The organism is Streptomyces sp. NPDC025273 (genome assembly GCF_040638585.1).
Classification (GTDB): domain Bacteria; phylum Actinomycetota; class Actinomycetes; order Streptomycetales; family Streptomycetaceae; genus Streptomyces; species Streptomyces cinereorectus.
On the sequence record NZ_JBEZYP010000010.1, the window covers coordinates 170929 to 197060 of the forward strand.

At 71.5% G+C, this 26132-nt stretch carries 24 protein-coding genes; 12 read left to right on the plus strand and 12 right to left on the minus strand.

What is annotated here, in order from left to right; all coding sequences use genetic code 11:
• Positions 1-133 precede the first annotated feature (133 nt).
• From AB0F38_RS18760 to AB0F38_RS18785, 6 genes are all read left to right on the plus strand, one after another.
• Entirely contained in the window at positions 134-1132 is a 999-nt protein-coding gene (locus AB0F38_RS18760) for a DUF1648 domain-containing protein (protein ID WP_361894075.1), read from the plus strand.
• A 1-nt stretch (position 1133) separates the two neighbouring features.
• Positions 1134-1502: a GntR family transcriptional regulator gene (locus AB0F38_RS18765; RefSeq protein WP_361894078.1), complete on the plus strand. Its 369-nt coding sequence runs from the start codon at positions 1134-1136 to the stop codon at positions 1500-1502.
• A gap of 442 nt (positions 1503-1944) precedes the next feature.
• Positions 1945-3195 (plus strand): cytochrome P450, encoded by a 1251-nt coding sequence (locus AB0F38_RS18770; protein ID WP_361894080.1) that lies wholly within the window; start codon positions 1945-1947, stop codon positions 3193-3195.
• Between the two features lie 5 nt (positions 3196-3200).
• Positions 3201-3398, plus strand: coding sequence for a ferredoxin (locus AB0F38_RS18775; protein WP_361894083.1), 198 nt, complete (start codon positions 3201-3203; stop codon positions 3396-3398).
• Between the two features lie 152 nt (positions 3399-3550).
• Positions 3551-4099, plus strand: a complete 549-nt coding sequence (locus tag AB0F38_RS18780; protein WP_361894086.1) for a putative immunity protein — start codon at positions 3551-3553, stop codon at positions 4097-4099.
• A gap of 96 nt (positions 4100-4195) precedes the next feature.
• On the plus strand, positions 4196-4744 hold the full coding sequence (locus AB0F38_RS18785; RefSeq protein WP_361894385.1) for a YciI family protein: 549 nt from the start codon (positions 4196-4198) through the stop codon (positions 4742-4744).
• A 183-nt stretch (positions 4745-4927) separates the two neighbouring features.
• Here the strand turns inward: AB0F38_RS18785 and AB0F38_RS18790 are convergent, their stop codons facing one another.
• Positions 4928-5644: a hypothetical protein gene (locus AB0F38_RS18790; protein ID WP_361894089.1), complete on the minus strand. Its 717-nt coding sequence runs from the start codon at positions 5642-5644 to the stop codon at positions 4928-4930.
• Positions 5645-5982: 338 nt separating this feature from the next.
• Between AB0F38_RS18790 and AB0F38_RS18795 the strand changes: the two genes are divergently transcribed.
• Positions 5983-7317: a helix-turn-helix transcriptional regulator gene (locus AB0F38_RS18795; protein WP_361894091.1), complete on the plus strand. Its 1335-nt coding sequence runs from the start codon at positions 5983-5985 to the stop codon at positions 7315-7317.
• Positions 7318-7319: 2 nt separating this feature from the next.
• Here AB0F38_RS18795 and AB0F38_RS18800 read toward each other — a convergent pair whose 3' ends face one another.
• Positions 7320-7994 (minus strand): hypothetical protein, encoded by a 675-nt coding sequence (locus AB0F38_RS18800; protein WP_361894094.1) that lies wholly within the window; start codon positions 7992-7994, stop codon positions 7320-7322.
• Positions 7995-8130: 136 nt separating this feature from the next.
• On the minus strand, positions 8131-8739 hold the full coding sequence (locus AB0F38_RS18805; RefSeq protein ID WP_361894097.1) for a TetR/AcrR family transcriptional regulator: 609 nt from the start codon (positions 8737-8739) through the stop codon (positions 8131-8133).
• Positions 8740-8818: 79 nt separating this feature from the next.
• Here AB0F38_RS18805 and AB0F38_RS18810 point away from each other — a divergent pair, with 79 nt between their 5' ends.
• Complete coding sequence (locus AB0F38_RS18810; protein ID WP_361894100.1) at positions 8819-9571, plus strand: SDR family oxidoreductase; 753 nt, start codon at positions 8819-8821, stop codon at positions 9569-9571.
• Positions 9572-9671: 100 nt separating this feature from the next.
• Here the strand turns inward: AB0F38_RS18810 and AB0F38_RS18815 are convergent, their stop codons facing one another.
• The 4 genes from AB0F38_RS18815 to AB0F38_RS18830 are packed head-to-tail and all read right to left on the minus strand — an operon-like array spanning position 9672 to position 14355.
• Positions 9672-10718, minus strand: a complete 1047-nt coding sequence (locus tag AB0F38_RS18815) for a hypothetical protein (protein ID WP_361894103.1) — start codon at positions 10716-10718, stop codon at positions 9672-9674.
• A gap of 11 nt (positions 10719-10729) precedes the next feature.
• The gene (locus AB0F38_RS18820; RefSeq protein WP_361894106.1) at positions 10730-11665 is read right to left on the minus strand and encodes an N-acetylneuraminate synthase family protein; all 936 of its coding nucleotides are present in this window, start codon (positions 11663-11665) and stop codon (positions 10730-10732) included.
• Positions 11666-11677: 12 nt separating this feature from the next.
• Entirely contained in the window at positions 11678-12928 is a 1251-nt protein-coding gene (locus tag AB0F38_RS18825) for an acylneuraminate cytidylyltransferase (RefSeq protein ID WP_361894109.1), read from the minus strand.
• A 41-nt stretch (positions 12929-12969) separates the two neighbouring features.
• Entirely contained in the window at positions 12970-14355 is a 1386-nt protein-coding gene (locus tag AB0F38_RS18830; RefSeq protein WP_361894112.1) for a DUF6716 putative glycosyltransferase, read from the minus strand.
• Positions 14356-14563: 208 nt separating this feature from the next.
• Between AB0F38_RS18830 and AB0F38_RS18835 the strand changes: the two genes are divergently transcribed.
• On the plus strand, positions 14564-15544 hold the full coding sequence (locus AB0F38_RS18835; protein WP_361894115.1) for a glycosyltransferase family 2 protein: 981 nt from the start codon (positions 14564-14566) through the stop codon (positions 15542-15544).
• Positions 15541-16938 (plus strand): polysialyltransferase family glycosyltransferase, encoded by a 1398-nt coding sequence (locus AB0F38_RS18840; protein ID WP_361894118.1) that lies wholly within the window; start codon positions 15541-15543, stop codon positions 16936-16938. The genes AB0F38_RS18835 and AB0F38_RS18840 overlap by 4 nt, the downstream gene beginning before the upstream one ends.
• Positions 16939-17009: 71 nt before the next feature.
• Here the strand turns inward: AB0F38_RS18840 and AB0F38_RS18845 are convergent, their stop codons facing one another.
• Positions 17010-19337, minus strand: coding sequence for a glycosyltransferase (locus AB0F38_RS18845; protein ID WP_361894120.1), 2328 nt, complete (start codon positions 19335-19337; stop codon positions 17010-17012).
• Positions 19334-20884, minus strand: coding sequence for a hypothetical protein (locus AB0F38_RS18850; protein ID WP_361894123.1), 1551 nt, complete (start codon positions 20882-20884; stop codon positions 19334-19336). The genes AB0F38_RS18845 and AB0F38_RS18850 overlap by 4 nt, the downstream gene beginning before the upstream one ends.
• Before the next feature lie 249 nt (positions 20885-21133).
• Between AB0F38_RS18850 and AB0F38_RS18855 the strand changes: the two genes are divergently transcribed.
• Together AB0F38_RS18855 and AB0F38_RS18860 are read left to right on the plus strand one after the other, a co-directional pair.
• Entirely contained in the window at positions 21134-22366 is a 1233-nt protein-coding gene (locus tag AB0F38_RS18855; protein WP_361894126.1) for an acyltransferase, read from the plus strand.
• Between the two features lie 34 nt (positions 22367-22400).
• Complete coding sequence (locus AB0F38_RS18860; RefSeq protein ID WP_361894129.1) at positions 22401-22859, plus strand: MarR family winged helix-turn-helix transcriptional regulator; 459 nt, start codon at positions 22401-22403, stop codon at positions 22857-22859.
• 39 nt (positions 22860-22898) lie between these two features.
• On the opposite strand, the gene leuE is transcribed toward AB0F38_RS18860, so the two are convergent.
• From leuE to AB0F38_RS18875, 3 genes are all read right to left on the minus strand, one after another.
• Positions 22899-23558 carry a leucine efflux protein LeuE gene (leuE, locus tag AB0F38_RS18865; RefSeq protein ID WP_361894132.1) on the minus strand — a complete coding sequence of 220 codons (660 nt, stop codon included), beginning with the start codon at positions 23556-23558 and terminating at the stop codon, positions 22899-22901.
• A 58-nt stretch (positions 23559-23616) separates the two neighbouring features.
• Positions 23617-24225 (minus strand): Uma2 family endonuclease, encoded by a 609-nt coding sequence (locus AB0F38_RS18870; protein ID WP_361894134.1) that lies wholly within the window; start codon positions 24223-24225, stop codon positions 23617-23619.
• A 91-nt stretch (positions 24226-24316) separates the two neighbouring features.
• Entirely contained in the window at positions 24317-25897 is a 1581-nt protein-coding gene (locus tag AB0F38_RS18875; protein ID WP_361894136.1) for a methylmalonyl-CoA mutase family protein, read from the minus strand.
• Positions 25898-26132 lie beyond the last annotated feature (235 nt).

A 26132-nucleotide genomic window follows, 5' to 3' on the forward strand; every position in this document is an offset into this window, starting at 1 on the left:
ACTCACCCGCTTTTCGAGCGCGTCCCGACCCGGCCGCGAGGCCGTTCGCCTGCCTACGCCCCGCCCGGACCCCTCCCCGGTTGCCTCCATCCCCGCTCATTGTTCTATTATGATGCGAACAAGGGGGTAAAACATGCAGCAGATGACAGGGCGCGGCACCATGGCCGCGCTCACAGCCCTTCCCTTCGCCGTCGCGCTCGCGGTGGAACTGGCGCTCCTCGCCGTTCTCCGCGACCGGCTGCCCGACCCGCTCGCCACACATTTCTCCGGAATCGTCCCGGACGGGTTCACCGGACGGACCGGATTCGCCTTCCTGTGCGCCGGACTGACGGTGGGCATCGGCGCGCTCTTCGTCCTCGCCGGCACGCGACGCGCGACGTCCGCCCGCTGGTCGGTCGTCACCGGCTACGGGACCGCCGGTCTCGTGACGTCCGCCCTGGTCTCCGTGCTTCTGGTCAACGCCGATGCCGCCGATGCGGCGGCCGATGCCCGGACGCCGCTGTGGCACCAGATCGCCGCCCTGCTCGTCGGCATGGCCATGGGCCTCGTCGGATGGCTGGTCACCCGGTGCCTGAGGCTGCCGAACGGCCTCTCTGGTCAGGCTGGGGCCGATGCCGGCCGGCTCGACCTGGCCGAGGGCGAGGTCGCCGGATGGACCCGCACCGTCTCGTCCAGGCCGCTGGCCCTGCTCGGGCTCGTCCTCACCGTCCTGGGGTGCGCGCTGGCGGTGCCGACGGGCTGGCCGGTGGGCGTACCGCTCGCCCTCCTCGGGCTGCTGATGCTGAGCTTCTCCCGCATCACCGTCACCGTCGGCCCCCGCGGCCTGGGCGTCTCGTCGGCCGCGCTCCCCCGGCCCCGGATCCAGGTGCCTCTGGCCGGCATGTCCGGGGCGTCGAGCCGGCCGGTCAGTCCGCTCGGCGACTTCGGCGGATGGGGCTGGCGGATCCGTCCGGGCGCCACCGGGATCATCCTGCGCTCGGGGGAGGCGCTGGTGGTGAAGCGGGCGAACGGCCGCGAGATCGCCGTGACCGTGGACGACTCCGCCACCGCGGCGGCCCTGCTGAATTCGCTCATCCCACGGACCGTCCCGCCGGCCGGCACCACTCGGAACGAAGCGAGCGCGAGGCCCTGACATGCTCTTCCGCATCGAACCCGGCTCCGCCGTCCCGCTCGGCGACCAGATCGCCGCCCGGGTGCGGCGGGCCATCGCGGACGGGGAGGTGGCCCCGGGGGACCGCCTCCCGGCGGCCCGCGCCCTGTCCGACTCGCTGGGGATCAACATCCACACGGTCCTGCGCGGCTACCAGCGCCTGCGCGACGAAGGAATGATCGAACTGCGGCGCGGCCGCGGTGCGATGGTCCTGGACGCACCCGGCACCCAGGCCCGCGCCCAGCTCCTGGACCGGGTGCAGTCCCTCGTCGCCGACGCCCGGGGCCTGGGCCTCACGGACGAGGAGGTCCTGGCCCTGGTCCGCACGGGCATGGGCGTCTCGACGGACTGAGGCGCGACCGTTTTTCGAATACGGGCCTGCGGGCCTTCGTCGTCGGCCGGGCCACGGCAGCATGGTCCGGCCGCCGGCATTCCCGCCCCGCGCGGACGAGGCCGTGGACGTACCGCGACCACGAGAGTGCCCGGCGCGGCACCGACGCCACGGGAAACACACTGCGGCGACAGCGGACGGCATGATTCCGGTCGCGTTCCGGACCGGTTCCGGCCGCCGGCAGGCAGGTGACCTACCCGGCGCGAGCTCCCGGCACCCGCCGGAACTGAGCAAATGCCACACGATTCGAACGCGTACGAACAACCCTGGCCAGATCCGGCGTCAGAGTGAACTGGCCGGTCCGTCCGTCGACAGGTAGATGCCTGGGGCATCCAATGGCAGGTGAGGTGCGGACCGACCAGCTCCGCGCCCACGACCGAACAATGCGAGGCGATCCGCTCCCATGACGGAATCCACGACGGAACCGGTCCGCCAGGACCTCGACCCGACCGGCCCTGCCACCGCATCGAGCCCCGTGACGTCCTTCCCGCAGGACCGCAACTGTCCCTACCACCCGCCCGCCGGGTACGCGCCGCTGCGCACGGGCCGCCCGCTGAGCCGGATCACCCTCTTCGACGGACGTCCGGTCTGGGCGGTCACCGGACACGACCTGGCCCGCCGGCTGCTGGCCGATCCGCGGCTGTCCACCGACCGCACCCACCGCGACTTCCCCGTGATGACCGAACGGCTCGCCAACCTGCAGCAGCGCCGCGTGGCCCTGCTCGGTGTCGACGATCCCGAGCACAACACCCAGCGCAGGATGCTCATCCCGAGCTTTTCCCTGAAGCGGATCGGCGGGCTGCGTCCGCGTATCCAGGAGACCGTGGACCGGCTGCTCGACGCGATGGAACGGCAGGGGCCGCCGGCCGAACTCGTGAGCGCGTTCGCACTGCCGGTGCCGTCGATGGTGATCTGCGCGCTCCTCGGCGTGCCGTACGCCGACCACGATTTCTTCGAGGAGTGCTCGCGGCGGCTCCTGTGCGGCCCCGGTGCGGCCGATGTGGAAAGGGCCCGGGACGAACTCGAGGAGTACCTGGGTGCGTTGATCGACCGCAAACGGACGGATCCGGGGGACGGGCTCCTCGACGAGCTGATCCACCGGGACCACCCGGACGGGCCGATCGACCGCGAGCAACTGATTTCGTTCGCCGTGATCCTGCTCGTCGCCGGGCACGAGACGACGGCGAACATGATCTCGCTCGGCACGTTCACGTTGCTGCGCCACCCCGAGCAACTGGCGGCTCTGCGGGCCGGGGAGACGACGACGGCCGTCGTGGTCGAGGAGCTGCTGCGGTTCCTGTCCATCGCCGAGGGACTGCAGCGGTTGGCGGCCGAGGACATCGACGTGGCCGGGGTCACGATCCGCAAGGGTGAGGGTGTGGTCTTCGCGACCTCGCTCATCAATCGCGACGGCGACGTGTTCGCACAGCCGGAGACGCTCGACTGGGACCGGTCCGCCCGCCACCATCTCGCCTTCGGCTTCGGCATCCACCAGTGCCTGGGCCAGAACCTGGCCCGTGCCGAGCTCGACATCGCGCTGCGTACGCTCTTCGAACGGCTGCCGGACCTCAGGCTCGCTGTGCCCGCACAGGAGATCCCGCACAAACCCGGGGACACGATCCAGGGCCTGGTCGAACTGCCCGTGGCCTGGTGAGCGGTATGGGCATCCTGGTCGACAAGGACCTCTGTGTGGGGGCCGGCATGTGCGCGCTGACCGCTCCGGACGTGTTCACGCAGGACGACGACGGCTTCAGCGAGGTGCTCCCCGGCGGTGCGGGGGCACCCGGGGAGCATCCGCTGGTGAAGGAGGCCGTGCGGGCCTGTCCGGTGGGGGCGGTGACCCTCGCCGTCGACTGACGGGTGAGGACGCGGGGTGCGGCTCCACGGCTGCCGGGATCGGCACGTGGGGCGGCACCGCGTGGACGCCCCTCGTCCGGTGGTGACTCCGGCCGCTCCCCGGCGCGTGGAAACGGTGCGGCATTCCGGCGCGAGCGTGGAGGATGGAAACCATGACAGGGGACGCGAGCGAGATCGATCTGAGCAAGCAGGACCTTCGTGAGGTCACCGCGTTCGCCGCGGTGTGTGCAGAGGTGGTGCTTGAGATATTCGAGGCCGATCAGCCGGACGATTCGCGTCCTCGGGACGCTGTCGGCGCCGCGTGGGAGTTCGCTCGGGGCGGCGAACGCGGTAGGTCTCTGCGCGACACAGCCTCTGCGGCCCTCAAGGCGGCCAAGTGCGCGGACACCGCGGCGGCCCGCGAGGCGGCGTGGTCGGCGATGTCCGCGGCAGGCGCCGCCTACCTGCATCCGCTGGCCAAGGCCACCCAGGTCAAGCACATTCTCGGAGCCGGTGCCTACGCGGCCAGAGCAGCCGAACTCGTCGCGGGCGACGACCGGAGCGTCGGTGCCGAAACCCTTGAGCAAGTGGTACATCGTGCGACACCGGCCGTCGTCGCAGTGCTCAGGCGCTACCCGACGGCGCCGACCGGCGGCGGACGGGTCGGTGAGCTGATCCGTGCGCTGGACGCCGGCCTTCGTCCACTCCCCCTCGTGGAGTGACTTTCGGCGTCGGTCACCGTACCGGATCAGGACAGAGTGCGGTCGTCGCCGCGAAGCCCGTAGAGCTGCCGCCGTACGTCGGAGAAGGTCATGGGCATGGAGTTCTTCTGCTACCACCGCGACCGGCCCGACTCCCTCACCCTGCGCGACGCGCTGCTGCAGGAGCACTGGTCGTACATGGACCGGTACGCCGAGGAGATCATCGCTCGCGGCCCGGTCTTCGCCGCCGACGGCGAGACGCCCATCGGCAGCGTCCACGCCGTCGACCTGCCGGATCCCGCTGCCGCCCGCGCGTTCGCCTTCGACGAGCCCAACTACCAGGCCGGCGCGTACCGTGATGTGCTGCTGCGCCGGTGGCACAACATGCTGGGCCGCACCATGTGGGAGTTCCCCGGTGGCCCGGCCGGCGGCAACCGCTACCTGGTACTCGGCCTCGGTCCGGCCCGCCCTGCCGGCCTCGTCCTGCCGCCGGACCGGGACGGGCTGATCGCGTTCGGGCCGCTGCTGTCCGACGACGGCGACACCTGGCTGGGTACAGCGGTGCTGCTCGGTGCTCCTGACCCGGACACGGCACGCGCCGTCCTTGCTCCGGACAGGTACGCCGACGTCGAGGTGCACCTCTGGGAGTTCGGCGGGCGACGGTAATGAAGCAGGGAGGCAACGCACCGCCGAACCGCGCGGCAACGGGCACGAGCCGCGTGTACGGCCGCGTATGTACGGCGGGGGCGTCCTCCCGGCTCCCCCGCGGTGGGAGGACGCCCCGGCTTTCATGGTGGTCGTGCGTGCGTGCAGTCGGTCGGTCGGTTCGCGTTGCGGCCTGTCGGGGCGTCAGTGGAGCTTATTGACCGCCGTGGTCGTCGTGTTCTTGAAGGCGGCCTCCGACGCGTCGGCGAAGGTGCCCATCTGGCCCCAGCTCACGACGGTCACCGTCCGGCCGTCCCGGCCCACGGACAGCAGGTGGATGTCCGTGGCGCCGTAGGACGTCGTGGTGTGCAGACCGTGCACCCGCGCGCCCTCCTCGACCGGCAGCGAGCCGTAGTCCCGGCCCTCGGCCTCGATCTCCGGGTCGTTCTGTTCGAGCCGGTCCGCACAGGAGCTGATCTGCTCGTTCAGCAGGGCGGCGAGCGCCTTGCCCTTGGCGTCGGAGCCCGCGACGACGGTGACCTGCGCGGCGCCGGTGTCCAGATCGGTGGTGAAGACCCGGTGCCGGTAGTCGTAGGCCGGTACGCCCTCGCCCAGGCAGTAGGCGAGCTCCGCCGGGAAGCCGTCGGTGACCGGCCCCGCGATCCAGTCGGACGAGGGGTGCGGCGGCAGTTCGGACGCCTTGAGGAACGCGGGCGGGGCGGCCTTCGCCTGTGCGGCGGCCTCTGCCGGGGCCCCGGCCTCCTCGGATGTGTCGGCCTTGTCCGGCGCGGCGGCCTGCTGCGCTGCGGCGACCTTCCCCTGTGCCGAGCCCTCCTGAACCTGGGTCGGTGTGGTGCAGGCGGCGAGAGCGACGACGGAGAGCGCGGTGGCGAGCACGGCGGCGCGGGTGTGCATGGGCATGGGTGTCCCTCGTGTGGAGTGCGTGATGGGATGCGTCGTGGGATGCGGCGGTGACGACCCGACGTCTTCGCGCCGGCCGTCGTACGCCGAAGTCGCCGCGCCGGTCGCCGTGACGGTGCCGGTGCGTCAGGCGGGGTCGGGGCGGCACCACGAGCATCGGCGGTCGCGGCCGGGCGGCGCAAGGCCAGCCGCCGGATCGGCCGGGGTGGAACCATCCCAGCCCCTCTGACGTGCAGATATATGGGTGCCTGGGATGAGGTCCCCACCCCGGGACGCCTGCTCCCAGGACCGGCTCGAGCCTGACGAATGCGGAGGTGACGGTGCCGACACAGGACTCCGTGGCACAGTTCGCGGCGCTGCTGCGGGAGCTGAAGGAGCGTACGGACCGCAGTTACGGTTCGCTCGGCCGCCGTCTCCACATGAACACGTCCACGCTGCACCGCTACTGCACCGGCGAGGCCGTCCCGCTCGACTTCGCGCCCGTGGAGCGTTTCGCGGCCCTGTGCGGGGCGTCGGGTGCGGAACGTCTGGAGCTCCACCGCCGCTGGCTCCTGGCCGTGGCCGCCCGGCAACGCTCCAGCCCGGTCGGGGCCGTTGGGGAGGCGGAGGGGAGCTCGGACGACCCGGCGGACCGGCAGCCAGGCGACAGCGACAGCGACAGCGATGACGACGGCACCTCCACGACCGGGGACGCCGACGACCCGGCGGACACGGAAGACCTGGTGAGCGGCCCGGCGCCCACACCCCGCGATCCCCGCCCCCGCCCCTGGTACCGACGCAGGCGCGCCGCAGCCGCCGTATGTGCCGTGCTCGTCGGTGTGGGAGGTCTGTCCCTGCTGCCGGGCGGCCGGGACGCCGGCGACGGCGGTGCACGGACCGCATCGGCCGCCTCCGCGACCACGTCCGCGACCACTGGCCCCACGGCCTCGAACACCCGCTCCGCGTCGCCGTCCGGCGGTCCGAAGAACGGCACCGAGAGCTCTCCGGGACCCCGGCCCAAGCCCTCGGAACCGGCCGGTGCCACGAGCGCCCCGTCGGGCTCCGCATCCGCGGGGCCTCCCCTCACCTGGACCGTCGACTCCCATGCCTGGGCGTTCGGCTGCGGTCACGACTACGTCATCGCCGAGCCCCCGGAGCGCGTACCGCCGCCCCCGGCCGCGCAGGACGACGCCACCTGGGCGGCGACCCAGCGGGCGGTGCACGGCGGTGAGACGATCGTGAAACTGTCCGTGCAGGGGACGTCCGACACCGCTGTGGTCCTCGAAGCGTTACGGGTACGCGTGACCGGCCGTGCCGATCCCGCTCCTGGCAACGCGTACTCCATGGCCCAGGGCTGCGGCGGCTCCCTCACCCCGCGAACCTTCGCCGTGGACCTGGACAAGGACCGGCCCATCGCCCGCGCGACCGCCGGAAACGACGCAGGCACGCCGATCCCGGCGGTGAGCATGCCCTACAGGGTGTCCGCCGAGGACCCCGAGGTGCTGCTCGTCACCGCCAGGACCGGTTCCTGTGACTGCAGTTGGTACCTGGAGCTGGACTGGTCGTCCCAGGGCCGCGCGGGCACCGCACGGATCGACGACCGCGGCCGCCCGTTCCGCACCAGCGCCGTCGAGGGCCTGACCCCCTACGAGTACGACACCTCCGCCCGTGCCTGGGCGCCCCGCGTGGACTGAACTCAGTCCTTCCGCGCGTCCCAGGGACCGCCGATCCAGCCGTCGAAGGAGGGGATCAACGCGGTGAGGGCTGCTCCGAGCCGCCAGTCGAGGTCCGGCGCGTACAGCTTCACCGTGTTCCCGGACGACTTGAACTCCAGTGGGATCTGTCCCGCCGAGCGCCACTTGATGCGGCGGGGGCCGCGGGGGAAGTCCCCGCCGCCGCCGCCGAACAGGACGGCCACGAGCATGAGCGGCAGCAGGGGTGCGCAGAGCCACCACGCGCACCACCAGAAGAGCCGGCCCTTGTACCCCACCGCGTCGGGGGCACCGGAGCGGCTCACGGTCCAGCGCGTGCGCAGTCCCCGGCTGAACGCCTTGTCGCGCGTGAGCACACCGAGCAGTTCGCCCTGCGGGCCGAGGATTTGGAACTGTGCCCGTCCCCCGCTCGCGGAGACGGTGACCAGGGTGGCGACCCGTGCCTGGCGGTGCTCGTCCGCCCACAGGACGAAGGAGCGGGCGCCGCTCTTACGGGCCGCGAGGTAGGCGGGTATGCCACCGGGCGGCAACTCGCGTTCCACATGGGCGACCGTCCGCGACGTTCCCGGTCCGTCGGCGAAGGTGACCTGGCAGTCGAGCTGCCCACCAGGGGTGGTCCTCAGCTTCCCCAGGGCTTGCAGGGTCAGAGTGCTGGTCACCCGATGGGCTCCTTCGTATGTCCGTGCCGACGGTCAACAACCAATCTAATGCAGCCGGCTGCCGGTCCATCCAGGATGCGGCACCCGGGCCGCCGCCGAGATGTGAGGGCGTGGACCGGCCCCCTCGGCGGCACGTTCAGGTCCCGTCGGGTTCTGCCGGCCAGGCGCGCATGGCAAGTTCCGCGAGCGCTTCCAGTTCCTCCCGGCTCGCTCCGTCCCGCGACTGCTGGGACATTCCCTGGATGACGGCTCCGGTGTAGCGGGCGAGGGCCCCCGCATCGGCGTGGGGAGGCAGGACGCCCGAATCGATGTCCGCCTGGATCCGCCGCCGGAAGTCCCGCACGCTCTCGACCCGAAGCTCCCGCAGTGCCGCGACGACCTGGTCCGAGGTGCAGTTCTGCGCAGCGGTGATCACCATGCAACCGCGTGGGTGGCGAGGGTCGGTGTACTCCCGCGCCGCCTCCCGCAGCAGCCGCGCGACGCCGCGACGCGCGGTCGGCTCTTCGTCCATGGCCCGGCCGCCGAAGGTTCCGTAGGTGGCCTGGTAGGCCTCGACAGCTTCCCCGAAGAGCGCCCGCTTGTCACCGAAAGCGGCGTAGAGGCTCGGCGCCCCGATGCCCATCACGCGTGTCAGGTCCGCGATGGAGGTCGCCTCGTAACCCTGCGCCCAGAAAGTCAGCGTGGCCTCGCGGAGAGCCGCCTCCCTGTCGAAGGAGCGGGGCCTGCCACGCTGTTTCGTCGCCATCCGCCAATTCTATAGCGACCGCTAGCGAACGTGTTACGGTTTTTCTGTAGCGATCGATAGAGAAAGAGGGGGCGTAGCCATGGGCTCGCTGACGGGAAAGACGGCGCTGGTCACCGGCGGCAGCAGGGGAATCGGACGGGGCATCGCCGAACGGCTGGGGCGTGACGGAGCGGTCGTCGGCGTGCACTACGGGAGCAACGAAGCGGCGGCCGAGGAGACCGTGGCCACCATCGAGGCGGCGGGGGGCACGGCCTTCGCGATCGGTGCGGAACTGGGGACACCGGGCGACGCGGCGGCCCTCTGGGCTGCTTTCGACCAGCATGCGAACGGCCTGGACATCCTCGTCAACAACGCGGGGATCGGCACGTCACGAGCGTTCACGGAGATCGAGGAGGCGGAGTACGACCGGCTGTTCGCCGTCAACACGAAGGCGCCGTTCTTCCTCACGCGGCTTGGACTCGACCGGCTACGGGACGGTGGGCGCGTCATCAACATCTCGACGGGCCTCACACACGCGGCGGTGATGCCGGATCTGATCGCCTACGCCATGTCCAAGAGCGCACTGGACGTGTTCACCACGCACCTGTCCAAGGTGCTGGGCGACAGGGGAATCACCGTCAACGCGGTGGCACCCGGCATCGTGGACACCGACGTCAACGCGGACTGGCTGCGCGCCGACAGCGGGGCGTGGGCGGGCGCGGCCGCCATGTCGGCCCTGGGGCGGGTCGGCACCCCGGCCGACATCGCCGACGTCGTCGCATTCCTGGCCTCGGACGACGGCCGGTGGGTCACGGGCCATTGGATCGATGTGACCGGCGGTTCGCTTCCTTAGGTTCCGGCTGCTCCGTCGCCCTCGGTCATCCGCGGCCAGGAGCACTCGGGCCTCGTTGGTGACGGTGCGTCAGGACTTGGCCGGTCGTGTGCGGCCGGCCTCACCCCTCCGCCGTGACCGCCGTGACCCGCCACGGCGACAGCCGCTGCACGTCCCGGGCCGTTTCCGTGACCCCGCTCAGGAAGCCGTGCGCGCGCGGGGACGCCGTGTCACGGAGCCATTCCGGCGCTATGTCGCACACCGCGACCTTCACCCCGGTGCCCGCCAGGGCCAGCGGGAGGGTGTGGACCACCGTGGAGGGGAAGCTCAGGACCGTGTGGCCGATGGGGCCGCGGCGGGCGATGAGTTCCAGGGGGAGGTCCGGGCGGACGATCTCCAGGCCGGTGGCGGCTTCCAGGGCGTGGAGCTTCTCCGCGGATTCGCGGCGGTGGGCGAAGTAGCGGGTGGCGCCGTGGGTGCGGGCCAGGGCCGTGACCGCCTCCTGGTAGGGGACCGGGTCGACGACGCCGGTCTCGACCAGGGACGTGCCGACCAGGTCGGCGCCCTTGGTGATCAGGGGCGGGCCGAAGCGCTCGCGGGTCCAGGCGAAGGTGTTGGACGTGATGTCGACGCCCTGCGGTGCCTGAACCGGCATCGCGGTGAACACCTCGACCGTGCGGGTCGCCGAGGGGGTGAAGGTGCGGCGGGCCGCCGAGGTGACCGGGGCCAGGAGCAGTTCGCGCGGACCGAGGCTGCCGCGCCGGTGCCAGCGCACCAGGCGTTCGCCGCGAGCCAGTTGGGCGACGAACTCCATGGTGGCGGTGCCGTCGTCGACCACCGTGATCCGACGGGTGCGGACCAGGGAGAGGAGCAGTTGCACGTAGCGGGAGAACGGGTCCCCGATGACTATGCGGTCGGCCTTGCGGATCAGCCCGGTCAGGGCGCGCAGGGCCTTCAGAGGCGCGCCGGTCTCCCCGCGCGCCTCCTGCCAGCGGACGGTGATGCCCTCGTCGCGGGCCAGCTCCGCCATCCTGCGCAGCTGGCCGCGCGACATCGGGTCGACCGGGGGGAGGACGACGACCGTGGTGTCGGCCGGGCCTCCCCGCGTGTGGGTCCACTCCAGGACGTTCAGGAGCTGGACCGGGCTCTCGACGAAGGCGAGGTTCACCGGTCGGCCCGTCAGACCGCGGCCGGCTCGGCGGCCGGCGCGTTCTCGTTCTCGGCGACGACGCCCGTGACCCGGCGGAGCTTCTTCATCGGGCCGAGCTCCGACTCGTACACCTTCTTGACGCCGTCACCGAGGGAGGCCTCGATGGTGCGGATGTCGCGGACCAGGCGCTGCAGGCCCTGCGGCTCGACGGAGGCGGCCTGGTCCGAGCCCCACATGGCGCGGTCGAGGGTGATGTGGCGCTCGACGAACGCGGCGCCGAGCGCGACGGCGGCGAGGGTCGTCTGGAGGCCCGTCTCGTGGCCGCTGTAGCCGATCGGCACGTTCGGGAACTCGCCCTGCAGGGTGTTGATGACGCGCAGGTTGAGCTCCTCGGCCTTCGCCGGGTACGTCGACGTGGCGTGGCAGAGCAGGATGTTGTCGCTGCCGAGGACCTCGACCGCGTGGCGGATCTGGCGCGGGGTGGACATGCCGGTGGAGAGGATGACCGTGCGGCCGGTGGCGCGCAGCGAGCGCAGGAGCTCGTCGTCGGTGAGGGAGGCCGAGGCGACCTTGTGCGCCGGGACGTCGAACTTCTCCAGGAAGGCGACCGCCTCGGTGTCCCACGGGGAGGCGAACCAGTCGATGCCGCGCTTGGCGCAGTGGTCGGAGATGGCCTGGTACTCGGCCTCGCCGAACTCGACGCGGTGGCGGTAGTCGATGTACGTCATCCGGCCCCAGGGGGTGTCGCGCTCGATGTCCCACTGGTCGCGCGGGGTGCAGATCTCCGGGGTGCGCTTCTGGAACTTGACGGCGTCGCAGCCGGCCTCGGCGGCCACGTCGATCAGCGCGAGGGCGTTGTCGAGCTCGCCGTTGTGGTTGATGCCGATCTCACCCGTGATGTAGACGGGGTGGCCGGGGCCGGCGGTGCGGGTGCCGAGCGTACGCAGACGGGAGGTGCTGCTCATGGTGGTGCTTCCTTACTTGGCGGGGGTGTTGGCAGGGGTGGGGCTGGTGGTGAGGGTGGGACCCAGGAGCCAGGCCGCGATCTCGCGGATGGCGCCGAAGCCGCCGGGTGTGGTCGTGACGGCGCGCGCCGCGGCGCGTACCGAGTCGTGGGCGCTCGCGACGGCGACGGGCCAGCCCGCCAGACCGAAGCAGGGCAGGTCGTTGACGTCGTTGCCGACGTACAGGACGCGGGAGGGGTCGAAACCCTGCTCCTCGCACCACTGCTTGAGCGCCAGGTCCTTGCGGTCGATGCCGTGCAGGACGGGGACCTGGAGCTTGCGGGCGCGGGCGGCGACGACCGGGTTCTGCTCCGTGGACAGGATCAGGAGCGGTACGCCGGCCTTGCGCAGGGCGGCGATGCCGAGTCCGTCGCCGCGGTGCACGGCGACGATCTCGTGTCCGTCGGAGTCGATGAGGACGCGGTCGTCGGTCTGCGTGCCGTCGAAGTCGAGGACGACCGCGTCGACGTCCTCGCGGGTCGGCAGCGGCGACGGGTCCAGGAGCGGCGCGAGGGCGCGGGCGCGGGCCAGGTCGTGCGGGTCGTCGATCTCCAGCACCCGGGCGGGGTCGGTCCGCACGAGCGCGGTGCGGCCGAAGAAGCGGTGGCGGTGGGTGCGGAAGCCCGGGACGTCCATGGCGTACGCGGCGCCGGTCTCCAGCAGGTCCTGCGGGCGGTCCTGGCGGCGGGGGCGTACGGCCTTGTCGTGGTTGACGCCGTAGGTGTCGTCCTCCACCGCGCTGCCGTCGCGCCAGACGAAGCCGTGGAAGGGGGCGACGGTCACGGCCGTGTCCGCGCCTTCGCGGGCGACCGCGGCGGCGACGCCGTCGATGTCCTCGCGCGTGATGAAGGGGCTGGTGCACTGGACGAGGAGCACCACGTCGGCCTTCCGGCCGGGCTGCATCGACTCGTAGGCGTCCAGGGCGTGCAGGACCGCGGCCTCGCTGGTCGCGGTGTCGCCGGCGATGGCGGCGGGGCGGTGCACGCAGTGCAGCCGGCCGGACTCGCCGAGCGCGTCGCCCGCGGCCCGGGCCGCGTCCGCGATGGCCGGGTCGTCGGTGGTGACGACGACGTCCGTGATCTCCGGGGAGGCGAGGCAGGCCCGGACCGCGCGGGCCACCAGGGGGACGCCGCCGACCTGCGCGAGGTTCTTGGCGGGGACGCCCTTGGATCCGCCGCGGGCGGGGATCACGGCGAGCACGGTCGGGGCCGGGGGCGGGGTCATGGCTGCTCCTGAAGCGAGGGACGTGGCGGCGGGGTCGGCGGTCACAGCTCGCCCATCCGGCGGATCACGGGGGCGACCCGCTGGACGCCGTGGCGGTAGGCGCCGCGCGCCGCGTTGCGTACGGTCTGGCGCACCGCGCCCCTGACCCGGCCGGTCTCCTTGGGCGTCGCGGCGCCCGGCAGCGGCCGGCCGTCGGCGGAGAGGTGGTGGCGGGCGAGGATGCCCGGGAGGTATCCGGGGGCGGTGGCGGAGGTGTAGTACGGCGCGAGGCCGGGAAGGGTGCCGCGTTGGAGCAGGACGGCGACCTTGGCCCGGGCGGTGTCGTAGGCCGACTCGTACGAGCCGTCGGCGGCGACGCCCTGTCCGGACACCCATTCCTCGTCGGGCCGCGGGCGGTGTCCGCCGTCGAGCCGGTCCCAGGAGGTGACCAGGCCGGAGCCGATGAAGTGGTGGTTGCCGAGGTTCTCCCTGACGCCGAGGTCGGAGAGGATCGCGGTCGGGATACGGCGGTGCAGGGACTCCAGCGCCGCCGTCGAGGAGACCGTGACCAGCAGGTCGGTGCGGTCCAGGACCTCGCCCATGTGCCCGTACACCAGACGGAAGTTGGGCGGCAGCCCGCCCGGGAGCCGCTCCGCGAGCCGCTGGTAGGGGAGTTCCTCGATGTGGGTCGTGTGCTCGCCCGGCTTGGAGCGCAGCTTGAGGAGCACCTCGCGCTCGGGGTGCAGCCGGGCGTGCTCGACGAGCCTGCGCAGCAGGTAGGTGCGGTCCGCCCGGGAGGCCGGGACGGAGGGCTGGGCGGCGAACACGACGGTGTCGCGGCCCTCTTCCGGCCGGTACGGCGCCCCGCCGAGGAACGGCAGGGCGGCCTCGGTGACGGCCGACGGGTCGGCTCCGACCCCTTCGTACACCGCGCGGAACCGCCTGGCGTCGTCGCGGGAGTTGGCGAGGACGATGTCCGCGCCGTGGCGCAGCAGGAGCCCGTCGGCGAGCTTCTCGTAGACGACCCCCACGTACCCGGTGACGACCACGGGCCTGCGGGGCAGGCCGAGGGCGGCGAGGCCGTGCAGCATCGCCTGGACGGCGCCGCCGACGAGGGCGAGGACGAGGACGTCGTACCCCTCGTCCCGCACGGCGTGCAGGAATTCGACGGCCGTCACCTCGCGCACCCGGCCGGCGTCCACGCCGACCTCGCCGACCTCGGCGAGCTGCCGGGGGGTCGGGGTGGCACGGCCACGCAGCAGCAGCCCGCTGATCTCGACGGGGCGGTCGTCCTCGGCGGGTCCGGCTCCCGGGGCGGTCAGGCGGCGCGCGGTGAGCGCGCCCCACTTCCACCGGGTGTCGGAGTCGGCGAGCACGGCAACCCTGAGCGCCGGGGAGGCCGCTGCGGTGTCGGCCGGGTCAGCCGCATTACTGGTACGTGGAGGCACGTCCTAAAAGCTAGGAAGGCATTTCGATGGGCGGCCCAACGCGGGGGCAACAAATGGTTAACAGCCCACCGACGGTTGGCCAATCGGCTCCGGATCGGCTCCGATTCCGCCTGGAATCCGGCCGGTTCACCATTCCTACATTCGCCGTTCACCCACCGTCCTCGCCGGGGACAAGGCAAATGACAGGGCCGGCCCTAGCGTGATGCGGGTGGTTAAGCTCTCCGTCATCATGCCGTTCTTCAACGTGCAGACATACGCGCCCGACGCCCTGAGAAGCCTGCGGAACAACGCCCGCGAGGACTTCGAGTTCATCCTCGTCGACGACTGTTCGACCGACGGGACACGGGAGATCCTGGAGCGCGCGGCACGCGACCTCCCCGGCGCCGTTCACATCAGACGGGAGGAAAGCGGGGTGTCGGCCGCCCGCAATACGGGCCTGAATGCGGCACGCGGTGAATACATCACATTCCTGGACGGCGACGACTGGGTGGCCCCCGGATATTTCGAACAGCTGGTGGCGAACATCGAGGGTCTGGGCTGCGATTTCCTGCGTACGGACCATGTCAGGTGCACCGGCACCGAGCGCACCGTGTACCGGGTGCCGTACGGTCCGCGCGACACGGTGGTCGATCCGCGTTCGGTGATTCTGCCCGGGGACCGCTCGACACCGGTCGACTATCCGTACTCCTGGGCGGGCGTCTACCACCGCAGGCTCCTGGACGGCGGCCTGCTGCACTTCCCGGAGAACCTCCGCACGGCCGAGGACCGGCCGTGGATCTGGCGGCTGCACCGCGAGGCCGAGTCCTTCGCCGTGTCCGGTCTGCTGGGCGTCTTCTACCGGCGGGGTGTGACCTCCTCCCTCACGCAGATCGGCGACATGCGACAGCTCGACTTCATCCCGGCGTTCGACCAGGTCATCGCTGATACCTCCCAGGACCGCGACGCGGACCTGTTCCTGCCGAAGGCCGTACGTACCTACTGCGCGATCATCACGCACCACCTGTCCGAGATCTCGAAGTTCGAACCGGATGTGGCCCGGGCGCTGCGCGCCATGAGTGCGGCGGCGCTGCAGCGGATGCCGCAGCGGGTGCTGGACGACGCCCTCGACTCCCTGGACGTCGAGCGGGCGACCCGGCTGCGCCGCCTGCGGCGCCGGCCCGGCACCGCGAAGGAGGTGGCGGCGGCATGAGCACCTCCCGGACGAGCACTCCCCGCACCGGCACCGCACGCCGCACCACGCAGATCTTCCTGGCCTCCACCCTCTACGGAACGGCCACCCTCGCCGCCGCCCTCGACTCGGGCCACTTCGGCGAGGCCGGCCGGCGCATCCTGCTCGTCGCGAACAACGCGGCGGTCCCGGAGACGTCCCTGGCCGTCGACGCGATGCCGGGGTTCGAGCGGCTGCGCGGGCGGTTCGACGACGTGGTGTCCTGGAACGAGACCATCGCCCCCTTCCATCCGGGCAACTGGTCACCCCGGCCGGACGATCTTCCCCTGTGGGAGCGGCATCTGCGGCTCGCCTGGGACCTGGGCGACGACGACGTCGAGCTGACGATCGAGTCCATCCAGGTCAACCCGGCCATCGCGGTCGCCCAGATCTTCACCGGCGTCCCGATCGACGTGTACGCGGACGGGCTGATGAGCTACGGCCCCACCCGCAACAAGGTCGATCCGCTGGTCGGGACGCGGGTGCGGCGCGTGCTCCACCTCGACCTGGTGCCGGGGCTGAAGCCGCTGCTGCTCACCGAGTTCGGTGCGGCGCCGGTGGTCGTGGAGAGCGAGAGCTTCCTCAAGGTGCTGGGCGAACTGGCCGACGTGTCCGTGGACCTGCCGTCCGTGGACGCGCCGGCGCTGCTGCTCGGCCAGTACCTCTCCGCGCTGAAGCTGATCTCTCCGGACGAGGAGGAGGAACTGCACCTGCGGATGATGCGCGGCGCGGTCGCGCTCGGCCACACCCGCCTGGTGTTCAAGCCGCATCCGACCGCCCCGGCCCGGTGGACGCGGGGGATGGAGGCGGAAGCGGTCCGGCTCGGCGCCGAACTGACCGTGCTGGACGCCGGGATACTCACGACTCCGGTGCTCGCCGAGGTGCTCTACCAGCGGATGCGGCCCGCGCTGGTCGTCGGTTGCTTCTCGACCGCGCTGCTCACCGCGTCGGCGCTCTACGGGCTGCCGGTCGCACGGGTCGGTACGGAGATGCTCCTCGACCGGCTCGCCCCGTACGAGAACAGCAACCGGATGCCCGTCACCCTCGTGGACGCGCTGCTGCCCGAGCTGACCGACCGTGCGGCGGTCGAGGCCCAGCGGCCGTCCGCGGGTACGGAGCTGGATGTGCCCGCGCTGGTCAGGGCGGTCGGCTTCGCCATGCAGCCACGGATACACGCCGGTCTGCGGCCGGAGGCGGAGCGCTATCTCTCCACCCGGCTGGACGGCACGACCTGGCGGTACTTCAAGCGCCGCCGGCTCACCTCGCTGGGGCTGCCGGGCGGGGTGCCCGCGCAGTTCGCGTTCCTGCCCCGCAACGCCGCCGTGCGCCGGGTGGTGCGCCAGGCACGGTCGCTGCGGCGGGCCGTGCGGAAGTAGGACGGGCGTCCCACGACAGGAGCCGGGCGGACCTGGGACCAGGTCCGCCCGGCTCCGTGCGGTGAACGGGGTCAGACGGTCCGGCCGCCCAGGATGACCCGCAGGTCCGCGGCGTTCGCCTCGGTGATCTTCCACAGTTCCTGCTGACGGCCGTGGACATCGGCGACCGTCGCCGCGTGGTCGGACAGCAGCCCGGCCGCCCGCTCGACGAGACGTGCGCCGAGGTGCCGGTCGTGCACGGAGATCCCCCACTCGGGCCGCTCGATGTCCGCCAGGAAGTAGGCCATCTTGGGGTGCGAGATCAGGCTGATGATCGGTGTCCCGCAGCCGAACGGGATCATGCCCGCGTGGCCGCGCATCCCGATGACCAGCTTCGTACGGGCGTAGGTGTCCAGGATCGCGGCGTTGTCGAAGTCGTACATCGGGATCACCGGCAAGGAGATCCCGTGCTCGCGCCGCAGGTCGAACGCGATCCGCTCGTCGTCCAGCGAGTGCGCCACGCACTTCACCTCGGCGTACCCGCCGAGCCCCTTGACCGCGGCGGCCATCTCGCCGAGGAAGTGCCCGTAGTCGTGCCCGAAGCGGAGCCCGGCCCTGTCGTACGCGGCGTTCACCAGGATGGTGTTCTCGCGCTCCGCGGGGTCGGTCCAGCCCGCCACCGTCTGCCGGGTGACGGTCGTCGGGCAGGGCTGGAAACGCACCTTGTCCCGCAGGTCGGCCGGGAGCAGGTCCCGCACCTTCTCGATCGAGCCGTGGTTGCGCAGCCCGAAGAACGCGGAGCGCTCCACCAGCTTGCGCAGACTGGACAGGAAGCGGTCGCGGCTGCGGCCGTAGGCCTGTCCGTCGAAGGCGTTGAAGCCGACGGCGTAGACCATGACGGGGACGTCGATCCGGTCGAGGAGCGCGTCGGGGACGTTCCACTGCCAGCCGCTGTTGCCGTTGGGCGCGGTGTCCGGGATGAAGAGTCCTCCGCCGCCGATGACCAGGCCGCGGCGGGCGTTGACCCGTTCCAGCGCCGCCTCGTCGAAGAGGCGGTGGGCGTGCACGGAATGCCAGCGGGCCGGACCGGTGTCCTGGTCGAAGGCCAGGCGCACGCTCTCCGGCAGCAGCTTGTCCCCGGCGTTGCCCTGCTGCTCCATGTAGAAGGCGACATGGGCGAGCTGGTCGCCGGGAGCGCCTTCGGCGGGCCGCCGCGCGGTCGTGGTGCGCGTGTACATCAGCCGGTTCGCCCGGTGCGTCGGGTCGACTCCGAGCCCGTCCAGGGCGTAGTCCGCGGCCGCCTCGTCGTCGCCGTGGATCCAGGCGATCTGGGCGAGCCGCCCGAAGGAGGTCGCGGCCCGGTTGGGTGCGGCGGTGGCCAGCAGCAGCTCGGCGCGGGCCTCCGCGTAGCGGGAGACGCTCATCAGGGCGTGGCCGAGCACCTCGTGCGCCCAGGCCTCGTCCACGGGGATCCGGATCCCGCCCAGGAGGTCCACCGCCTCCTGGTACTCCCCCGCGCCGATGTGGGCACCGGCGACCCGGCGGGCGGTCTCCACGTCACCGGTCCGCCGGACGTGCGGGGTGCCGTAGTGCACCAGCAGGTCGTGGTGCTTGGCGCCCGGCAGGGAGACGTAGGCATCGTGGAACTCGGCGTCGGACAGCTCGTACGCGTGCCAGCGGTCCTCGGCCTGGCCGTAGCCGGCCTCACCGCCCTGCCACGGCTTGTGCCGCCCGGTGAAGTGCAGGATCGCGGTGTCCTCCGGGACCGGGAGGTCCCCCGAGAGCCGCCGCTTGACGAAGTTGTACCGGGCGTCGAGGTGGAGGAACCCGCCGTCGAGCACGGCGTTGAGGATGCCCTGGTCATGCTTGTCGAGCTCGTACGAACCGCTGCGCCCGACCTCGTCCAGCTTCGCGCAGAACGCGTCGCTCAGGAACTCCCGCTGGATGACGAGCAGACCGCTGTTGAGCTTGTGCTGCCCGTAGAAGAACTGCGGTACGGCGGCGAGGCCGTCGCGCAGCTCCAGCAGTTCACCCAGGTCGCCGAGGACCACCATGTCGGTGTCCAGGGTGATCACGGTGTCGTAGTCGCGCACCCGGAACACGTCGAGGATGAAGTACGCCTTGCGCACCAGGTAGTTGTCCTGGTCGCCCTTGGCGTAGCTGTCGTAGTGCGCGGCGTCGACCTGGCGGAAGGAGACGCGCGGGTGCAGGGCGCGGATCCTCGCGAGGGAGTCGGTGCGCAGGCCGTCGTGGAGGACGAGGAAGTCCTCGCAGACGGACGGGTTGGAGAGGGCGAGGCTGCGCAGCAGCGTGAGGAAGCCCGGGAGGTAGTTCTCGTCCACGAAGCTCGCGAAGGCGACCCGGCGCTTGCCGGTGAGCGCGTTGGCCGCGGTCGGAATGGAAGGCGCGGTCGTCGTCATCGCAGTCGGATCCTCGCATCGGTGACGCTCTGGGCGCGTTCCATGACCCACGCCTTCTCGCTGGTGTACTCGTGCACGGAGGTGATGGGCATCTTCATCGCGCCGGACAGCCGGTAGGCGCCGCTCTCGTAGAAGTCGAAGCCGATCAGGTCCAGTCGCGGGCTGACGTCCAGGAAATCCAGCAGCCACAGCATGTTGAAGCCGGTGGTGGGGATGGCGGGCCAGACGTCACTGCCGACCTTGCCGATCTCGCGCAGCGGCCAGCGCAGCGACTCGTCGCCCAGGCAGGTCTGCGCGCCGGGCACCAGCCTGCTGCGCAGCGACTGCTTCCAGCCGCCGGAGACCCCGCCGAAGACCAGTCTGGTGTCCACGCGCTGGTCCCAGTTGAAGCTGTGCTTGTGGATGGTGGCGTGGATGTCGGTACGCCGGCCGGTGGCCGCCGGGTCGATCTTGTACGAGTTGAAGCGGACGACGAGGTCGTATGCGTCGATCTCGGCGCCCATGGAACCGTTGCCGACGCGCTGCGAGTTGGCGATCAGGCAGATCGACCTGCCCGCGATGCGGTTGCGGAACTCACCCAGGGTGAGCCACTCGACGCCGCCGAAGGTGGGGTCCGCGACGGCACCGCGCGCCCGGTTCCTGCGCTGCTCGGCGTAGAGCTCGGTGAGCTCGGTGAGCTCGGTGAGCGGGGCGGGACCCGTGGGAGCGCCCGTGCCGCGTCCGCCGCCGATGACGCCGCTCGCCTCCCTCGCGAGGCCGAGGTACTGGGACGCCGTCTCCTGGATCTCCGTCACGGGGGTGCCGTCCCGGGTCTGCGCGAGCAGCGCTCCGACCAGCCGGGGCTGCGCCTCGGCCCAGTCGCCGCGCGCGTGCAGCTCCAGGCCCTCGGCCCAGGACTCGGTGACGGGGCGGTCGGCGAACCGGCGGGCGCCGGGGCAGTCGTCCTCCAGCCTCCGGACCAGCTCCTGCTGGATCTCCCCTCCCAGCCGCAGTCCGGCGACCTTGGCTGCCACGCCGAATCCGTCCTCGTCGGTCAGACCGAGGTAGCGCTCGTACGCGTCGACGGCGGCGGTCTCCGCGCCCATCGCCTCCAGGACCCGGGCGCGCAGCCGCCAGCCCGCGCGGGAGCGCTTGCGCTGGGTGAGCACGGTGTCCGCGACGAGCAGGGCGAGCTTCGTCTCGTCCTCGTAGCCGCACTCCAGCGCCTTGTTGCCGACCGCGAGCAGCGGGTCCATGAGCTCGTCGCCGAGTACGGGGCCGGTGCTCGGCCCGCCCTTGACGGTGCGCCGTATCAGCGGCAGCGGGGCGGCTGCCGCCGGAGCGGCGGGGGCCGTCGTCGCGTGGGTGGCGAGCAGGTGACGCAGCGCCTCCGCGAGTGCCGTGCGACGCCGGTCGAGTCCCGCGACGAGCTTTCCGCTGTGGGCTGCGCAGGCGCGCAGGCACACGTCCAGGTCGGTGGGGGTGACGGCGATGGAGGCAGTGCCTTCGCGTGGGGCCGGGACCTCCACGTCACGTGGCCGTTGCCAACGGGGGCGGGCTTTCGTCATGGCGCTCCAAGCGTCTGATGCCCGTGGGGGGAGGTGGGCGTCGGTTCGTACGCGGTCAAGGACACCTCCGCCGAAACGGTCCGGAGGTGACGTCCGCACAGCAGGTTGCGGTTCGGCGTCACGGTAGAAAACCCGTACGACTGCCAGATGAACTCGCCCTGTCAGCCCGGAAAACTGCGCGCTTCCTGACCGTTCTGTCCCTCTGCCCGGACCTACGCTGACGCCGCGCACCGGCTGAAGGGAGTGGCTGTGACCATCACACCGCAGGACGCGGAGAGGACCGGAGCGGGGTCGCGGGCGGCCGCCACGGCACCGGGAGCGGCCGGGACCTCCGCGCCGTCCCACCGCCGCGACGGCCCCGAGGAGTCCGCGCCGCCGCCCGGTCCGCCCCGGTCACGGCCGCGGTTGCGCGCCCTCGACGGGCTGCGGCTGCTCGCCGCGCTGATGGTCGCGGCCTACCACTACGGCGGCCGGGGCGGTGACATCACCGCGGCGTGGGGCAGTTCGCCCGCGGTCCAGTTCCCCACCGCCCACACGTGGTTCGCCTACGGCCCGCTGGGCGTGCAGATCTTCTTCGTCATCAGCGGCTTCGTGATCTGCATGAGCGGCTGGGGCCGGTCGCTGTCCTCCTTCTTCGCCTCGCGCGTGGCGCGCCTGATGCCCGCCTACTGGGCGGCGGTCGTGCTGGTGACCCTGGTCTTCGCACTGCCCGTGGTGGCGTACGAGGCGGTCTCGCCCAGCGACGCGCTGGTCAATCTGACCCTGCTCCAGCAGCCGTTGGGGGTGGACCGGGTGCTGGGGGTGTGCTGGACGCTGTGGGCGGAGATCCGCTTCTACGCGCTGTTCGCCCTGTTCGTCGTCCTGCCCGGGGCGGACCGGCGGCGGATCGTGCTGTTCTGCGCGGTGTGGACGCTGGCGGCGGCTCTCACGAAGGCGGCCGGAGAGCCGTTCCTCGACGTGCTCCTGATGCCGGAGCACGCCCCCTTCTTCATCGGGGGCATCGGCCTCTACCTGGTCCACCGCGACCGCCGGGACGCGGTGGCCTGGGGCATCGTCGGGGTGAGCTGGCTGCTGGGGCAGCACCACGCGGTGGCGGACCTGTGGCATCCGGCGGGCCAGGACGCCTTCTCGTACCGCTCGTCGGCGGTCATCATCCTGATCGTGACGGCCGGCTTCGCCGTGGTCGCCGCCATCGCCCTGGGCGCGCTGCACCGCGTCGACTGGCCCTGGCTGACGGTCGCGGGTGCGCTGACGTACCCCTTCTACCTGGTCCACGAGCACCTGGGGTGGGTGGTCGTGGGGGCTCTGCACCGGACCCTCGGTGTCCCGGCGGCACCGACGGCCGTGCTCACGGTCGGCGCGATGCTGGGGCTGGCCTGGCTGCTGCACCGGTATGTGGAGCGGTGGTCCACCCCGCTGCTGCGGAAGGCCCTCACCCCCTCGGCCGCCCCACGGAACCGCGGGCGCACCTCCGCCCCTTGACCTCAAGCGCGCTTGAGGTCCTACGTTCGGGGCCATGGACTACTCCCATGACGACGCGGGCCTGGCACGGCAGCCGATCGGCTACTGGAGCTGGGCGGCCCACGAGGCGACAGTCACCCACATCCGCAGCGCCCTGGCCGAGCACGGCCTCACCCAGCCACCCTGGTGGGTCCTCAACCAGCTCGTCAACGCGGACGACGCGGGCCGGCCGCGGGCCGAGGTGGTCGCGGTGCTCCGCGGCTATCTGAACGTCGGGGACAGGCTGGAACCCGAGATCGACGCCCTCGTCGTCAAGGGCCTGGTCACCCAGGACGCCACCACCCGGCTGCGGCTGACCGCGGAGGGGCACGCACTGCGCGAGAAGGCGCACGAACGGGTCAGCCGGGCGAGGGCCGAGATCCACGCCGGTATCCCGGACGAGGAGTTCGTCGCCGCGCTCAAGGTCCTCCAGCGCATGATCCACAACGTGGGAGGCAGGGCCTGGCACCACTGAGCGCCCGGGGCAACGGTCCGCCGAGCAGCCCCGGACCGCTCAGACGCTGCTGAACGTGAGCTTCGCCGCGAAGCCGAGGAACAGCACGCCCGCCGCCGAAGTGGCCCCCGCCGAAAGCCGCTTGCGGCGGCGGAAGGTGGCGGCCAGGCGGGTGCCGCCGAATATGAGCGCCGAGAGGTACAGGAAGCTGCCGATCTGCAGCAGGCCGCCCAGCAGCAGGAAGGACAGCGCCGGGTAGGCGTAGCCCGGATCGACGAACTGCACGAAGAAGGAGATCAGGAACAGGATGGCCTTCGGGTTGAGCAGGCTGACCACCAGCGCCCGCCGGTAGGGACGCTCGACCGCCGTAGCGGGCGCCGTGTCCGCCTCGGTCAGCTCGGCGACCCGCTGATGCCGCTCGCGCCACATCGACACGGCGGCTCGCAGCATCCCGATGGCCAGCCAGGTCAGATAGCCGGCGCCCGCGTACCTGACCACGGCGAAGAGCAGCGGTGTCGTCTGCAACAGGGAGGCGGCGCCCAGCGCGGACAGCGTCATCAGGACCGCGTCCCCGGTCCACACACCGGCGGCGGCCAGATAGCCCGTCCGCACCCCGCGCCGGGCGGCGACGGACAGCACGTACAGCGAATTGGGCCCCGGGAGCAGAATGATCAGCACCAGGCCGGCGAGATAGGTCGGAAGATCGGTCACACCCAGCATGGACGGAGTGTCGCACGCGGGTACGACACTCCGTCCGGGCGTTCCGCGATGCGGCGGATCAGCCCTCGTCGCCGTCCAGCAGCCGGTCCACGGAGAGTTCCATCTCCAGGCCGACGACCTCCGGCACGGAGAAGGACATCCCCCGCTTGTGGGGCGTCTGGTTCCGGTACTCGCCGCCCCGCGGGTCGGTACAGACCAGCACCTGGTCGTGCTTCCGGTCAGCCACCACGTAGACCGGGATGCCCGCCTGGGCGTAGTCCTCCACCTTGGGGCCGAGATCGTCCGCCCAGTTGGTGGAGGTGACCTCCAGGACCATGCGGAAGACGTGGGGGGCGTAGCAGTTCTTCATGACGTGCGCGTCACGGAAATCGGACTCGACAACCGCGAGATCGGGAATCGCGTAGTCGTCCGGGCCGGTGGGCAGCCAGAGCCCGACCGCCTGGACCAGTCTCAGCCCGACCCCACGCGCTCTGACACCGAATTCCTCGCTGAGCCAGGACAGTGCCAGAGCATGCGATCCGTCGGCCGGTGGTGTCGCAGTGAGCCTCCCCTGGAGGATCTCCACGCGATGCCCAGGCAGCGAGCGCGCGGCCTGTTCGGCCGCCTCGCCGATCGTCAGCTCGGACTGCATCGTCGTCACCTGCTCCTCGTGCTGTATCACAGCCACGGCATCCTCCTTTCGGAGACCACTGTTCACGAGCTTCTCCACGGGCGCGGGTGATCGGCGGGAGATCACCCGCGAGGGTGGACCCCGCCGATCAGAAGGCGTCCGTCGGGACGTACGTCCCCCAGACCTCCCGCAGCGCGTCGCAGACCTCGCCCACCGTCGCCCGCGCCCTGAGCGCGTCCTTCATCGGATAGAGGACGTTGTCCGTGCCCGCGGCCGCCTCCTTCAGCTCCGCCAGCGCCGCGTCCACGGCCCCCTGGTCGCGCTCGGCCCGGAGCTTGGCCAGCCGGGCGGCCTGCTGGGCCTCGATCGCCGGGTCGACGCGGAGGGGCTCGTACGGCTCCTCCTCGTCCAGGCGGAAGCGGTTGACGCCGACGACGACGCGTTCGCCGCTGTCGGTCTCCTGGGCGATCCGGTAGGCACTGCGCTCGATCTCGCCCTTCTGGAAGCCGCGTTCGATCGCGTTGACCGCGCCGCCCATGTCCTCGACCTTCAGCATCAGCTCCAGGGCCGCGGCTTCGACGTCGTCGGTCATCTTCTCGACGACGTACGACCCCGCGAAGGGGTCCACCGTCGCCGTCACGTCCGTCTCGTAGGCCAGGACCTGCTGGGTGCGCAGGGCCAGGCGGGCCGACTTGTCGGTGGGAAGGGCGATGGCCTCGTCGAAGGAGTTGGTGTGCAGCGACTGCGTGCCGCCGAGGACCGCGCCGAGGCCCTGTACGGCGACCCGGACCAGGTTGACCTCGGGCTGCTGGGCGGTGAGCTGGACGCCCGCGGTCTGGGTGTGGAAGCGGAGCATGAGCGACTTGGGGTTCTTCGCGCCGAACTCGTCCTTCATCACCTTCGCCCAGATCCGGCGCGCGGCACGGAACTTGGCGACCTCCTCCAGGATCGTCGTACGGGCGACGAAGAAGAAGGAGAGCCGCGGGGCGAAGTCGTCCACGTCCATGCCGGCCGCGACGGCCGTGCGGACGTACTCGATGCCGTCGGCCAGGGTGAAGGCGATCTCCTGCGCGGGCGAGGCTCCCGCCTCGGCCATGTGGTAGCCGGAGATCGAGATGGTGTTCCACTTCGGGATCTCGTCGCGGCAGTACCTGAAGATGTCGGCGATCAGCCGGAGCGAGGGCTTCGGCGGGAAGATGTAGGTGCCCCGGGCGATGTACTCCTTGAGGACGTCGTTCTGGATGGTGCCGGTCAGCCGGTCGGCCGGGACGCCCTGCTCCTCACCGACCAGCTGGTAGAGCAGGAGGAGGAGCGAGGCGGGGGCGTTGATGGTCATCGAGGTGGAGACCTTGTCCAGCGGGATCCCGCCGAACAGGACGCGCATGTCGTCGAGGGAGTCGATCGCCACGCCGACCTTGCCCACCTCTCCGGAGGCGATCGGGGCGTCCGAGTCGTGGCCCATCTGGGTGGGCAGGTCGAACGCGACCGACAGGCCCGTGGTGCCGTTGGCGATCAGCTGCTGGTAGCGGGCGTTCGACTCGACGGCGGTGCCGAAGCCGGCGTACTGCCGCATGGTCCAGGGCCGGCCGGTGTACATCGTGGGGTAGACACCGCGCGTGAAGGGGTACGCACCCGGCTCGCCCAGCTTCTCCTCGGGCTGCCAGCCTTCGAGTGCGTCCGGCCCGTACACCGGCTCGATGGGCAGTCCCGATTCGGACTCACGCGTCATGTGCAGTGCCTCCCGCTCAAGCTACTTATCGGTAACAAACCTCGCGACGGACTCTAGCGGCGGCGGGACCGCCCGGGAGAGCCACCGGCTGGGACCTTGCTCACAGCGCTCGCCCCACCGCGGGGCTGGACGCACGCTTCCCATCATGCGCAGGATTCGGCGACCGGGCAGGGCGGGAACCCTCCCCGTGAGACATCCGCGCCGCGCGCCACCCGGGCGCGGGGCACCGGGGCGG